Source organism: Tunturiibacter psychrotolerans (genome assembly GCF_051013365.1).
Taxonomy (GTDB): Bacteria; Acidobacteriota; Terriglobia; order Terriglobales; family Acidobacteriaceae; genus Edaphobacter; species Edaphobacter psychrotolerans_A.
The window spans coordinates 5,477,355-5,489,802 of record NZ_CP132941.1; the positions used below are offsets into that span (position 1 = coordinate 5,477,355).

Genomic DNA, 12,448 nt, shown 5'->3' on the forward strand with positions numbered 1-12,448 from the left:
ACGCTGTGGCACCACGTCAGAAAAAAAACTCCGGCGAAAACCAAAATTTAGGTAGCCGACTCCACCCCAACCGTTCCCGAAGCCAGCTCCGAATCACTCAACCGCAGCGCCAGCGACTTCGCCGACCCACCGCCCCGCTGAAACTCGCTCAGCGGCATCTCTGTCACATCGAAGCCGCGCTCCATCAATCGCTTAGCCAGATCCGTCTCCACCAACCCCATCAAGATCTCTCGCCCGACATTGATAACATTGCAGCCAAACTGAGTAGCTTCTAACTCACTGAGAACAATCCTTTTATCTACCCCATACGCCGCTTCGATCTTCTTGAGCGATGCTGCATCAAACGCCCCCGGAAAGTACAGCAGATACCCTCCAGCCAGCGGAGCAAAGCACAAATCCAGGTGATAAAACCGCGGGTCCACCAGGTGCAGCGAAGTCACACGCGTATGCCACGCATCCGCCACATGCTTGTGGCTATGCCGGCAGGTCCTAACCCCATGCGCAGCCCATAGATGGCCGCCATTAGCGTCGAAAAGCGCATCGCCTTCCCCTTCGAAGCAGGTCTCCCGCGGCGTATCCCACAGCAGAAAACCCGCGTCCTGCAACCACTTCCGCAGATGCCGCTCCTCCGTCTGCCGCTGCGGATGAGTGAAGCTCGACACTGCCGCAACTCCGTGCTGCACCACCGCTGCATGCGCCACAAACACCATATCCGGCGACCCTTCCCGCGCATGCAAAAGCCGCACATCCGCCACCCGCTGCAGCTGCCGGTACAGATTCTTCCACTGCATAAACGCAGCATCCCGGGACGGCTGATGCAGATTCCCCGCCATCCATGGGTTTATGACGTAGTTCACGTCATAGAACTCAGGCGGACACATGAGAAATGTTGGGCGATTGAAATGTGGGAGAGGTGCAAAGGCAGAGGAGGTAAGTGCAGACGAGCTGGTCATCATAAAACGGGGTTCCTACTTTCCAGCGTCGAGTCTGCCCGTCTCAAGCAGCAATCGTCAAGTCTTCGCGGGTAAATTCTAGGTACAACTTTGGTGCAAAGCTGGTCGCAATTTTCAACACGTCCGCAAGCAACACAAAATACAGGCCCAGACACGACGAAGAGCCCACGCGGGGCTCTTCGTCCTGTATAGTTTGCGAAATTACTCGCTTAGAGTTTCTCAAAGAAATCGCACGCCGAGCAGGAAATATACACCCCGCCAGGAGTACCGCGTTCACGGTCCTTCACGCGCTTCACGATGCGAGTTGGTTTGGAGCACTTCGGGCAATCCGTGCTCTTGTTAGTATCCATGACCTTCTTTCGGTCGCCGGTCTTGGCAATCTTCGCCATAATGCATGCTCTCCCTAATACGAACGTTCTCGAATATCTCGGCTCACGCGTCGGATGTTTCGATTGGCTTTTCCCCTTGCGGGCAAGCAAAACCTCATCATCCGGTACTTCTCGTAATGATTGTCCGGGACGAACCACGGCGGGAATCGGAGGAGAAGAACTGCGATTAAAGCTCTCCTACAAGTCTACACGACGCAGGCCTTAGAGTGAATGTTGCGCCAAGGCGAGATTATTCGAAGGCGGCTGACCGGAGGAAGTTGGCTGCGACGATCCCCCCTTGTTGTCATCAGGGAACTGAACTTTATTATTCGAGCTGCCAGTTGACGCCGCTTCTCCAGGCTTCAGGAGCGTAGGCGGTGAACTTTTCTTTCCCTCTCCATCCTTGGGATTGTCCCCCATCGCGACCTCACGAGTCTCCGTCGAGTTGTATCCACCCATCTCGTCTTTGTCGTGAATCTCGACAGGCTTACCTAACGCCGCAATCTCCACAACGGTCACGCGATCTCCCACAAACCGCACAAATCGAATCGTCTGCGGAACGTGCCCGTAGATCCACTCTTCGTATCGGGCTCCGTTCGCATCGCCGCTGGGCTGTTCACGCACTTTGTTTTCGGGAGCGCCCAACGCAGCCAGCACCATCCGATGATTCATTCCCACCAAAACTTCATGTGCAGCGATTGCTTCTTTCAACGCAGACGGCAGTGTATCCGCATAAGCCTGCTCCGAGGTCTTCACTCCGAAATCGATCACCGGCTCCAACAGCGCTTTTACCTCAGGCGCGGAGATTTCTGGGACATGTCCTTCGAAGATCAGCGTAATTCGCGAGCCGGTAGCCGCCTGCCCGTTCGTTTGCGTCACCGGCGCGTCATTGATCTGAACATGGCTTAGAAAGCGGTGTTTCGCATATGGTCCGCCATTAAGATCGAGCACAATTCGATCCGGTTTGATCTCCAGCGACGTAATGATCACGCGGTCGCCTAATGCCGCAGCCTCGCCCTTCTGGTAGATCAGCTTCCTGTAGTCGGCGCCCCCAGGGCTAATCGGTCCATTCGCGCGAAGCGTCACGGCCGCGCTCACGGGCAGTGCGCGATGAGCGAATCCCTGTTCTGCCTCGAGGTTTCTAACCAATTCCCGGCGCCCACGCTCAGTCATCACAGTATCTGGAAGCGAGACATGCGTAGGAGAAAAATCCGTGGAGATGTCAGCAGTCGCAGTACCTTCCCCGACGACAAAGACCTGACTATGAGCCGTCTTCAACGACAACGCTAGGAGACCTATGAGGAGGGCCGATCTGTGTTGAAAGAGTGCCATTGAAGCACCTCAGATAACAACAGCTTGCGCCTTCTCTTCCCCTTTTGACAAGAGCTGCTTTACGAAATTTCGACCAGACCACTTGAAATCGGCAAAAGTGTCCCGGAATGAAAAACAGTGGTCGATTTAGTTAAAGCTTAGGCTCATCCCCAGCCGAACGAGTCTGCGACGTCACCGGCAAAATCTGGACCAACGAAGTTGCAGCAGCTGACGGTGCCTGTTGCTCCATCGCCACATGAGCCGGAGGTGGCTGAACCTCCAAGGCATATCCACGCGCAACAATCGGCTTATGTGTGTAATCCCATGCGTAATCGCGTGTGATCCTCACCAGGACCACAACTCCAACCAGCAGCACAATCGCGGTGAATCCCGCGCCTTCGGGTCCGTAACCACCGCCAGTCAGCCAATGAGGGCCCACGGCCCGCGTCTGCACCACACTCGCGAAGTCATTGATTCCGCTGATTGGAAGGCCAAACAATATCCCAATGCTCGCATTCCAGGCGAAATGCAACCCCCAGGGGAGCCAGAGCCCATGTGTCCGCAGCCAAGCTACTGAGAGAAGCAGACCAGCCAACATCGTCACGAAAACACTTGTCCAGGTCGCGCCAGGATTCAGAGCGTGTCCGAGCCCAAACAGAAGCGACATCCCGATGGTCGCCGCGACCGGTCCAACCGCTTCAATCAAACGACGGAAAGGGTAGCCCCGAAATGCGATCTCCTCAGCCAGAGCTCCGATCACGAGGGTTCCAAGATTCAAAACCAGCAGCCAGACCGCTCGCGGTTGCACCCACAACTCGACATCCAACTTCCCCATCAAGGCCATCGGAAGAACGGCCAACACGACACAGCCCCAACCCAAAGCTACCCCAAAAATCCACTCTCGCAGCGAAGTCGCTCGCTTTGGCAGACCAAGGACGTCGCGGAGACTGGAGCTTCGATGTGCAATCGCCTGTAAGATTGAGAATCCGACCGCCAGCAAAAAGATAAGAAAAAACGCTTCAAGCAATGGCCGTGCGGCGTCGATATTGAGCCGCCCCGAAATACCACGCGCTGCGCGCCCCGCCAGCACATCCGAGGCGAGAAACCAGGTCGCAGATGTTAAGAAGAGCGCCAGCTGCAAGGTGCGCTCAGAGCGGCCTGAATGTGTCGAATTGATGGCTTGCAACGCTGGCTACTCCAGAAACGGTCGTACACCGCTAAGCGGTGGTGTAAAACTGCGCGATATTACGAAACTTGGTGTAGCGCTGCTCCAATAGCGTATCGAGCGGTAGATCACGAAGAGTCGTAAGATGATCCTGCAGTCTTTCGTCGACTAATACCATCGCAGCCTCGGGATCGTTCTGGGTCCCCCCCCATGGCTCCGGCAGTACTTCGTCGACACAGCCAAGAAGTTTGACGTCTACTGCTGTATATTTCAAAGCCGCAGCAGCCTGCTGCTTCTTGCTTGCGTCTTTCCACATGATCGACGCACAGGCCTCTGGTGAGATGACCGAATAGATCGCATTTTCGAGCATCAGCACCCGATCGGCAACGGCCAGCGCCAAAGCTCCGCCAGAGCCGCCTTCCCCTGTGATGGTCGCTATCGTAGGAACTCTCAACCTCGACATCTCCAGCAGGTTTCGCGCAATCGCTTCGGCCTGGCCGCGTTCTTCCGCTCCAATTCCGGGATAGGCCCCCGCAAGGTCCATAAAGGTAAAGACTGGCCGTCCAAATTTCTCTGCAATCTTCATTGCCCGCAGAGCCTTGCGGTATCCCTCAGGATCAGGGCTGCCAAACTTTCGTGCGACCCGCTCCTTTAATGTGCGCCCCTTCAGATTTCCGATCACCATCACCGGTTCGCCATGAAACAGCGCCATGCCACAGCTCATCGCCGCGTCATCGCCAAAGGCACGGTCGCCATGGATCTCGCTGAAGTCGGTAAACAATGCTGCGATGAAGTCCATCGGGTAGGGGCGCTGGGGGTGCCGCGCCAGCTCCGTCTTTTTCCACGCTTCGGGAGTTGGTGCGGATACTGCCTGGGAATGCGCTGTTCTTCCGGTCTCGTGTTCTGCCATTGTCTAGGTATGCTTCGCTGATTTCCTATAACGATTGTATGGCATCACCCGCTAGTCGATGATGCGAACCCCTCCGCGGCCAACCAACTCCTCAACCTGATCGATGAAAAGTCGGTCTGCGGCAACCAGGCAGTTGTGAGGCTCAAGCACCGCGCAAAACTCCCCTGGCTCCTCAAGATCAAGCAGAAGCTTCCCCTTACCCGGAGCACCAACCAGGATGGCATGCAGCTTCTCCAGCAGCGCGACGTCCGGATTGTGCAGCGGCACCTTGATCCGCAGCGAATCCGGCAGCTTAATTTTCACGTCCTCCAGCGCCTGTATGCTGGAAACCGCCAACTTCGGCGCGGAATCCTCCTCGCCGCGCAGCACGCCCCGGACCACCACTGGCACATCGATCTTCAATTTCTCTGCCAATTTCTCATACGACTGCGGAAATGCGATCAACTCGATCTTCCCGACCGTATCCTCAAGCGAAGCCTGTGCATACATCTCCCCGGAGCGCTTGGACTTCGCCACTTTCAACCCTGTAATGACACCGGCAATCGAAATCTCGTTTTGCGGCTCCTCACTACGTCCTCGGCGAAACACCTGAGGCTCGGGCTTCATCTCGCAGGCAGTTGCTGTATCGACCACCTTCATGTTCCGCAACTTCTCGCGGTACTTGTCCATCGGGTGTCCCGAAACAAAGAATCCCAGCACTTCTTTTTCGTTCTGCAAGCGAGTATGTTCATCCCACTCCGCTACGCTGGGTAGCGCCTCTTCCCCGTTGTTCGAGGAAGACGGATGCAGGTCAGCATCGAAGATTCCAAACAGTCCATGCTGACCAGCCGCTTCATCCCGCTGCGACTTCTGTGCCCGCTCCATCGCCTTATCGAGAGCAGCGCACAGCGCAGCCCGACCACCAAACGCATCCATCGCGCCGGCTTTAATCAGCGACTCGAGCACCCGTTTATTCAGCAACCGCAGATCAACCTTCTCGCAGAACTCCCAAAGGCTCGAGAAACCCTTCTTCCCTGCTGCCTGCAGTGCCGTCCGAGCCGATATAATCGACTCAATAGCGTTATGCCCCACGTTCTTGATCGCTGCCAACCCAAACCCAATCGCCCCATTAATCGGCGTAAAGTTTGCATCCGAAACCTGCACATTCGGCGGCACCACGGAGATGTTCATCTCGCGACACTCAGAGATGTACTTCACTACGTTCTCTGGCTTCGACGTTTCGCTCGTCAGCAACGCAGCCATAAACTCCACTGGATAGTGCGTCTTTAGCCAAGCCGTGTGATACGCCAGCAGCGCGTATGCCGCTGAGTGAGATTTGTTGAATCCATATCCGGCAAACTGCGCCATCAAATCGAAGATCTTTCCGGCTGTATCCTTCGGATGCTTGTTCGCTGCCGCGCCGCTCATAAAGCGGTCGCGCTGCTTTGCCATCTCCGCAGGATCTTTCTTGCCCATGGCACGTCGCAGCAGGTCCGAATCACCCAGCGAGTAACCCGCCAGCACATTCGAGATCTGCATGACCTGCTCCTGATACACGATCACTCCCAAAGTCTCGCGCAGAATCATCTCAAGCTCTGGCAACTCGTAGCTCACCGCCCGCCGGCCCCATTTGCGTTCGATGAAGTCATCGATCATGCCACCTTGAATAGGCCCCGGACGATAAAGCGCATTCAACGCCGTCAGGTCCTCCACTGTGTTCGGCTTATACCGCCGCAGCACATCTCGCATTCCGCCCGACTCAAACTGAAACACCCCCGACGTCAGCGCTCGGTGATAGATCTGCTCATAGGTCGTCACATCGTCAAGCGGCACTGTCGACATATCGACAACTTTGCCGGTCGTCGATTTGATCAGCTTTAGCGCATCATCGATGACCGTCAGCGTCGTCAGACCGAGGAAGTCCATCTTGAGAAGTCCCATCTTCTCGACGGCCTTCATGTCATACGCTGTAACGATATCGTCGTTCTTTGCCCGCGTCACCGGAACCAGCTCCGTCAGCGGCTTCGGCGCAATCACGACACCCGCAGCATGCACGCCTGCACCACGCACCAGCCCTTCCAGTCGCAGCGCCGCATCGATCAATTCTTTAATCTTCGGATCGCCTTCATACGCGCCCGCCAGCGTGGGCGAATCCTTCAGAGCCTGATCAATCGTGATGCCGATCGTAGGCGGAATCATCTTCGCAATCCGGTCGACTTCGCCGTACGGCATATCCAGAGCCCGTCCAACGTCCTTGATAGCCGCCTTTGCGGCCATCGTGTTGAACGTGATGATCTGCGCAACCTGATCACGTCCGTACTTCCGATTGACGTACTCAATCACTTCACCGCGCCGGTTCATACAGAAGTCGATATCGATATCCGGCATCGACACACGTTCCGGATTCAAAAAACGCTCAAACAGAAGCTCATTCTGCAATGGGTCTATATCCGTAATCTGCATCACGTAAGCGACCAGCGAACCCGCAGCTGATCCACGGCCAGGCCCCACAGGAATATTCTGCTCGCGCGCATATTTGATAAAGTCCCAGACAATCATGAAATAGCCAGGAAACTTCATCTGTTTGATGATGTTTAGCTCTCGATCCAATCGTGCATGGTACTCAGGAATCGTCTTCTTCAAGTGGCCGCGGTCACGAAGATGCGCCACCGCCGTTTCGAGCCGCATCTCCAAACCCTTACGACACACCTGTTCAAAGTAACTGTCCAGGGTCTCACCTTCCGGCACGACAAAGTCCGGAAATGGATTATCGACCTTCACCATCTTGACGTTGCACCGCTCGATAAACTGCATCGTCCGGGTGCAAACCTCTGGGTTCTGTGAGAAGGTGCGCAGCATCTCCTCCGCGCTCTTGATGTAAAACTCCTGCGTGTCGAACTTAAAACGCTTCGGGTCGTTCATGCTGCCCGCGGTCTGCACGCAGAGCAGAATTTCATGTGCGCGTGAATCATCAGCGGCAACATAGTGGCTGTCGTTGGTCGCGATCAGAGGAATATCAAGTTCCCGTTCCATCTTGAACAATGCATCGCAAACAGCCTTGTCCGGCGCGAGTCCATGATCCTGAATCTCGAGAAAGTAATTCCCCTTCCCAAACAGATCCTGATAGAAGCCCGCCGTACGTTTGGCCTCATCGTACTTGTCCTCCATCAGGAACTGATTCACTTCACCCGCAAGACAGCCCGAGAAACCAATCAGCCCCTCGGAGTGCCGAGCAAGAAAATCCTTCGACACCCTCGGCTTCCGATAAAACCCGTGGAGCGCCGCCTCGCTCGTCAGTCGGACCAGATTGCGATAGCCTTCCTGGTTTTCCGCAAGCACAAGCAAATGGTTATACTTGTCGCCTTCAGGTGCAGCGCGATGATCGTCGTTCTTGCAGATATAGAGTTCACAACCGAGTATCGGCTTGATTCCCTTCTTCTGCATCGCGTCAAAGAAGTGCACGGCACCATAGATATTTCCATGGTCGGTCATCGCAGCCGCGGTCTGGCCAATTTTGCTCAAATGCCCGGCGAGCTTATCTACGTCACAGGCGCCATCGAGAAGGGAGTAGTCAGTATGAAGATGAAGGTGGGTAAACTCTGCTGCCATTGTTCTAGTTTAGAACCCTACGCCCCGTAGGAAAACGCGGTCCCAAATTGCCGCATCAGAGTGCATAACCAATGGCCAGCATCTTTTTCATCGAAGCGATCAGCCGCCGGATTCGCCGCCGAAACCGCGACAAAAAGCTGCGTCTTGCCGCCAATTGGCCACACACTGAGGCCGAGATCAATCATTGGCAGATCCTGAACGCCGACGAGGAGATTGCCACCACAGGTGCTCCGCATCAGATCGAAGCCGGCTTCCATTTCAAGCTAAATGGCGAGTACTACGGCGGCTACCTTCGCAGCGTCGCCCTCACCCATCGCGAAGCAGAGTCAAAGGCCGCTGGCAACCCGCTGGTAAACATTCACTACAATCCCGCCAATCCGGACGAAACCGCAGTATTCGCCGAAGACAACCCAGACAACCTGCCCTTCCGCATCATCTCCGGCTGACAATAGCCCGCCAAGGGAGGGATTACGCTCGCTGTGGCAGAAAGCGCGAAGATGGAAAGCCAAATATCCGCAGTCTCAGGCAATATTCCGCCTCGACTGCAAAATGCAACATCTTCTGCAGCATCGAGTACTCTTCAGGCCACGGGGCCGCAGAGGTCCGCCACGCAAAGGAGTAGTGCGCAAGGATTAGTCCAGCACGAGGAAGATGGCTCGGCGAACTGATGACCTCCGCACTCTTCCAATGATGAGCCTCCATGATTTGCTCACTATAGTAGATATTCTGAATCGTATTCTGGGCCTGATCTTCTACCGTGATGTCGCTGGCTGGTACGCCCTGTGCAACCGCCAAATCCTTCATCACGTCGGCCTCGACAAACCGATTGTGCGCAGCTCCTCCGGTAAAGATCAGGTGAGGAGCAACGCCCGCCCTATACTCGCGAACTCCTTCCAGAGTGCGCTCCCGCTGCTCCGGTGAAGGTGCTCCATTAGCCTCGGCAGGATTTCCCAGAACGATGAGGGTGTCAAAGTGAGTAAGGTCGGTGTTGTGGTTCGGTATATTCCGATACACAAATACGGTGGCGACAAATACAACTAAACCCAACCCCAGTAAGACGGTCAAAACCTTTCGAAGTGACTGCATTTGTCCTCAAACTATCCGTTCTGAACAAGACTGGTGGCGAGTTCCACATAGTGATCGACTGCCTCGAGCAGCTCTCGTTTCGCAATCTTCTCCTGTGGTGTATGCGCGACATGAATTGAGCCCGGGCCCAACAGGAACGGCTCACCCCATGCCGTCAGCTTAGGAATATCGGTCGTAAACTTTGCGATCATCGTCGGCAAACTCCCCACCCTCCTCATTCTTACGAACGGTAGATCAAGACTGAACTCAACATCCGCCCGATCACCCACCGCCGCGACAATTGACCTCCTCACCTCATCCGATGGTCCCACCAGTCGCACCAGAATATGCGCCTCAGCTTTATCCGCAATCACATTCGGAGCACGCCCGCCATCGATCAAGCCGATGTTCAAAGTGGAAGGGCCAATCTCCGGCTCGACCGGCAGCGCCATCGCCAGAACATCATGAAGTGCCTCGACCAATTTATCGATCGCCGACTCTCCCAACTCAGGATACGCAGAATGAGCCATGCGGCCCTTCGCCCTTAGTTCAACCCGCAACGCACCCTTGGACGCCAGGGCCAGACGATTGTCCGTCGGTTCCCCATTGATCAAAAAGCGCGAACCCTTCGGAGACAGATTAGCGACAGCAGCGCCCGCAGAATCTCGCTCCTCCCCCACCACGAACAGCAGTCCAACCTTCACGCCCCCCTCACGCAGTCGATCCGCCGCCGCAACCTGCGCCGCGATAATTCCCTTTGCATCGCAGGTCCCACGGCCATATAAAAACTCATCGTCCTCTGTACAACCGAAGAACGGAGGTACGGTATCCATGTGCGTAGACAACACTACATCCGGAGTGACACCGTGCATGGCCGCGTACACATTGAAGCGCTCTCCACTGCCTGCTCCCGGAGTATTGGCGACGTCCGGCTGTTCGACTTCCGTCCGCTCAACCTCGTAGCGTTGGGCCCCTAGATATTCGTAAAGAAAAGCGCCGGCAAGACCCTCGTGGTACGTAGTGGACTCAATGTCTACGAGCTTTTTAGTAAGTTCAATCGGGTCAATCGCCATGTCCTTCAGCATACGGCATCGTCCATAAAGAACGGATAATGTGCGCACCCGATAAACTGAAGAAGATGACACAAATCACTACCTCGCAAATACGATCGATCGACGATCTTCGCGGCCCCGCTGGCCGCCTTGAAGCCCTCCTCAATACCGGCCGCGAAGACGCTCCCTACGCGGCAGTCGTCTGCCATCCACACCCGGCCGGTGGTGGCACCATGCACAACAAAGTCGTCTACCACGCCATGAAGGCCCTATCTTCCTTCGGCCTTCCCGTCCTGCGGTTCAACTTTCGCGGTGTAGGCCTCAGCGAGGGTGTCCACGACGAAGGCCACGGCGAACAGGATGACGTCCGCGCAGCTCTGGATTGGATCCAGCACAACCTCAACAGGCCGATCCTCTTCGCCGGATTCTCCTTCGGCTCAAACGTTGGCCTCCGAGCCTGTTGTGGAGATCCGAGAGTCAAGGGTCTCATCGGACTCGGCGTTCCAGTCCGTGCCGAAGGCCGCGATTACACTTATAGATTTTTGCCTGAGTGCACGCAGCCGAAGCTATTCATCAGCGGGGATCACGATCAATATGGCCCACGCGACGTTCTTGAAGGCGTCTTCGAAAGAGCCCCCGAACCAAAGCGTCTGGTGTGGATCGCAGACGCAGACCATTTCTTTCAAGGCACGACCGAGTCACCCAACCCCAAGCTCGACCTCATGCAGCAGGAGATCCGTCTCTGGTTGCAAAGCGTATACAGCCTGACCTAAAGAGCTAAGCCGCGCCTCGTTCGTTCAAACGATTTTCAAACGCAACCGAATCCTGATGACGGCCGACGTTACGCGCGCTTCAGAGGCTAAAGGCTTCGACAGCCAGTCCCGCATCGCCGCATTGCAAATCTCTGGCATCTCTTCAAAGGCGATGTGTCCCACACCAGGAAGCACCATAAGGCTCGACTGGGGAAGCATCCGCTGCAGCTCTTGCGCAGAACTCAAGCCAACCGCTCTGTCGCGATCTCCCCATATCAGCAGCGTAGGCTTGGCTACCAGATGTTCAAGAGCAGAACGCAGCAACCCCATGTCCACAAACCAACGCTGCACAATCTGCAGGACGTGATCCATGGTTCCGGGAATATGCAACCCTTCGATATACCCTTCTAGAGCTCCGACCGAGACCCGAGAAGGATCACCGTACATTCGGCTGAGCGCGGTCGCCTTCAACATTCTGGGCAAAGAAGGAATCTGCCGCGCGAACCACATGCCAAACCTTGTCTGATAGAACCGGATCAGCTGATGTCCCAGATCGCAGAACGGATTAGCCGGAGCAAACAGGATAAGCCTGCGCACTCGATCAGGATGCCGAGCCGCAAACATCATGGCCACCGCTCCGCCATGGGAATGGGCGGCTATATCGGCCTCATCCAGATCCAGCGAGTCCATATAGGCCGCCAACCGGTCCGCCGTGGCTTCAAGTCCGGCGTCGAGCCCGGGAACCCGCTCCGATTCGCCCATATTGAACAAATCGATCGCGTAAACGTCAGAATCTTGCGACAGGAAGTCGATGTTCAGGCGCCAGTTTTTCGCCGACCCCACCAGACCATGAAGCAGCAGAAGAGGCCGCCCCGAACCCGCGCGCTGATAGTGGACCTTAACCCCGCCAACTACAACGAAACCTTCAGTAATCTGACCACTCTCTTTTCGTGTCACTTTTCTACGGCCTCATCTAAGCGCGAAGGACTAACCGGTCGCATAATCTTTCATATTACAAGAGTGTTAATATTTGCTGCCGACAATCATTCGCCATAATTTACATATTCCACAGGGTTGGTTTGAATCTGGAGATAAATCCCTTGTTCACAGAACATTGAATTGAACAAATTCTTGATCGCGACGTAGTTCTGGGGACATCTCGATTATTACGGAATAGGTTATGATTTTCTGTAGGCGCAAAGAGAGAAAATGCCTCCCTTACTGTGCAACGAGGCCTAAATCGGTTTGGTCCTCGATGTGCTGACCATCTTCCAGATCGTCGGT

Annotated in this window: 11 protein-coding genes; 2 read left to right on the forward strand and 9 right to left on the reverse strand. The window is 55.4% G+C overall.

Annotated features, from left to right (window positions below; all coding sequences use genetic code 11):
- Positions 1–47: 47 nt before the first annotated feature.
- From RBB76_RS23305 to dnaE, 6 genes are all read right to left on the reverse strand, one after another.
- Complete coding sequence (locus tag RBB76_RS23305) at positions 48–956, reverse strand: dimethylarginine dimethylaminohydrolase family protein (protein ID WP_429630725.1); 909 nt, start codon at positions 954–956, stop codon at positions 48–50.
- A gap of 206 nt (positions 957–1,162) precedes the next feature.
- Positions 1,163–1,342 (reverse strand): hypothetical protein, encoded by a 180-nt coding sequence (locus RBB76_RS23310; protein ID WP_020713649.1) that lies wholly within the window; start codon positions 1,340–1,342, stop codon positions 1,163–1,165.
- A gap of 201 nt (positions 1,343–1,543) precedes the next feature.
- On the reverse strand, positions 1,544–2,653 hold the full coding sequence (locus RBB76_RS23315) for a hypothetical protein (RefSeq protein ID WP_429630723.1): 1,110 nt from the start codon (positions 2,651–2,653) through the stop codon (positions 1,544–1,546).
- Between the two features lie 130 nt (positions 2,654–2,783).
- Positions 2,784–3,818, reverse strand: coding sequence for a CPBP family intramembrane glutamic endopeptidase (locus RBB76_RS23320; RefSeq protein ID WP_429630721.1), 1,035 nt, complete (start codon positions 3,816–3,818; stop codon positions 2,784–2,786).
- A gap of 31 nt (positions 3,819–3,849) precedes the next feature.
- Positions 3,850–4,707, reverse strand: coding sequence for an acetyl-CoA carboxylase carboxyltransferase subunit alpha (locus RBB76_RS23325; RefSeq protein ID WP_429630719.1), 858 nt, complete (start codon positions 4,705–4,707; stop codon positions 3,850–3,852).
- A 51-nt stretch (positions 4,708–4,758) separates the two neighbouring features.
- Positions 4,759–8,295 (reverse strand): DNA polymerase III subunit alpha, encoded by a 3,537-nt coding sequence (gene dnaE / locus RBB76_RS23330; protein WP_429630717.1) that lies wholly within the window; start codon positions 8,293–8,295, stop codon positions 4,759–4,761.
- Between the two features lie 71 nt (positions 8,296–8,366).
- Here dnaE and RBB76_RS23335 point away from each other — a divergent pair, with 71 nt between their 5' ends.
- Positions 8,367–8,741, forward strand: coding sequence for a hypothetical protein (locus RBB76_RS23335; protein ID WP_429630715.1), 375 nt, complete (start codon positions 8,367–8,369; stop codon positions 8,739–8,741).
- A 22-nt stretch (positions 8,742–8,763) separates the two neighbouring features.
- Here the strand turns inward: RBB76_RS23335 and RBB76_RS23340 are convergent, their stop codons facing one another.
- Together RBB76_RS23340 and RBB76_RS23345 are read right to left on the reverse strand one after the other, a co-directional pair.
- On the reverse strand, positions 8,764–9,381 hold the full coding sequence (locus RBB76_RS23340; RefSeq protein ID WP_429630713.1) for a YdcF family protein: 618 nt from the start codon (positions 9,379–9,381) through the stop codon (positions 8,764–8,766).
- A gap of 11 nt (positions 9,382–9,392) precedes the next feature.
- Positions 9,393–10,433, reverse strand: a complete 1,041-nt coding sequence (locus tag RBB76_RS23345; RefSeq protein ID WP_429631158.1) for a M20/M25/M40 family metallo-hydrolase — start codon at positions 10,431–10,433, stop codon at positions 9,393–9,395.
- Between the two features lie 65 nt (positions 10,434–10,498).
- On the opposite strand from RBB76_RS23345, the gene RBB76_RS23350 reads away from it, so the two are divergent.
- Positions 10,499–11,185 carry an alpha/beta hydrolase gene (locus RBB76_RS23350; protein WP_429630711.1) on the forward strand — a complete coding sequence of 229 codons (687 nt, stop codon included), beginning with the start codon at positions 10,499–10,501 and terminating at the stop codon, positions 11,183–11,185.
- Positions 11,186–11,209: 24 nt separating this feature from the next.
- On the opposite strand, the gene RBB76_RS23355 is transcribed toward RBB76_RS23350, so the two are convergent.
- Positions 11,210–12,121: an alpha/beta fold hydrolase gene (locus tag RBB76_RS23355; RefSeq protein WP_429630710.1), complete on the reverse strand. Its 912-nt coding sequence runs from the start codon at positions 12,119–12,121 to the stop codon at positions 11,210–11,212.
- Between the last annotated feature and the right edge of the window lie 327 nt (positions 12,122–12,448).

Coding starts and splice junctions, on each gene's coding strand:
- RBB76_RS23305 (WP_429630725.1), bottom strand. CDS start 956: ATGATGACCAGCTCGTCTGCACTTACCTCCTCTGCCTTTGCACCTCTC.
- RBB76_RS23310 (WP_020713649.1), bottom strand. CDS start 1,342: ATGGCGAAGATTGCCAAGACCGGCGACCGAAAGAAGGTCATGGATACT.
- RBB76_RS23315 (WP_429630723.1), bottom strand. CDS start 2,653: ATGGCACTCTTTCAACACAGATCGGCCCTCCTCATAGGTCTCCTAGCG.
- RBB76_RS23325 (WP_429630719.1), bottom strand. CDS start 4,707: ATGGCAGAACACGAGACCGGAAGAACAGCGCATTCCCAGGCAGTATCC.
- dnaE (WP_429630717.1), bottom strand. CDS start 8,295: ATGGCAGCAGAGTTTACCCACCTTCATCTTCATACTGACTACTCCCTT.
- RBB76_RS23335 (WP_429630715.1), top strand. CDS start 8,367: ATGGCCAGCATCTTTTTCATCGAAGCGATCAGCCGCCGGATTCGCCGC.
- RBB76_RS23340 (WP_429630713.1), bottom strand. CDS start 9,381: ATGCAGTCACTTCGAAAGGTTTTGACCGTCTTACTGGGGTTGGGTTTA.
- RBB76_RS23345 (WP_429631158.1), bottom strand. CDS start 10,433: ATGGCGATTGACCCGATTGAACTTACTAAAAAGCTCGTAGACATTGAG.
- RBB76_RS23350 (WP_429630711.1), top strand. CDS start 10,499: ATGACACAAATCACTACCTCGCAAATACGATCGATCGACGATCTTCGC.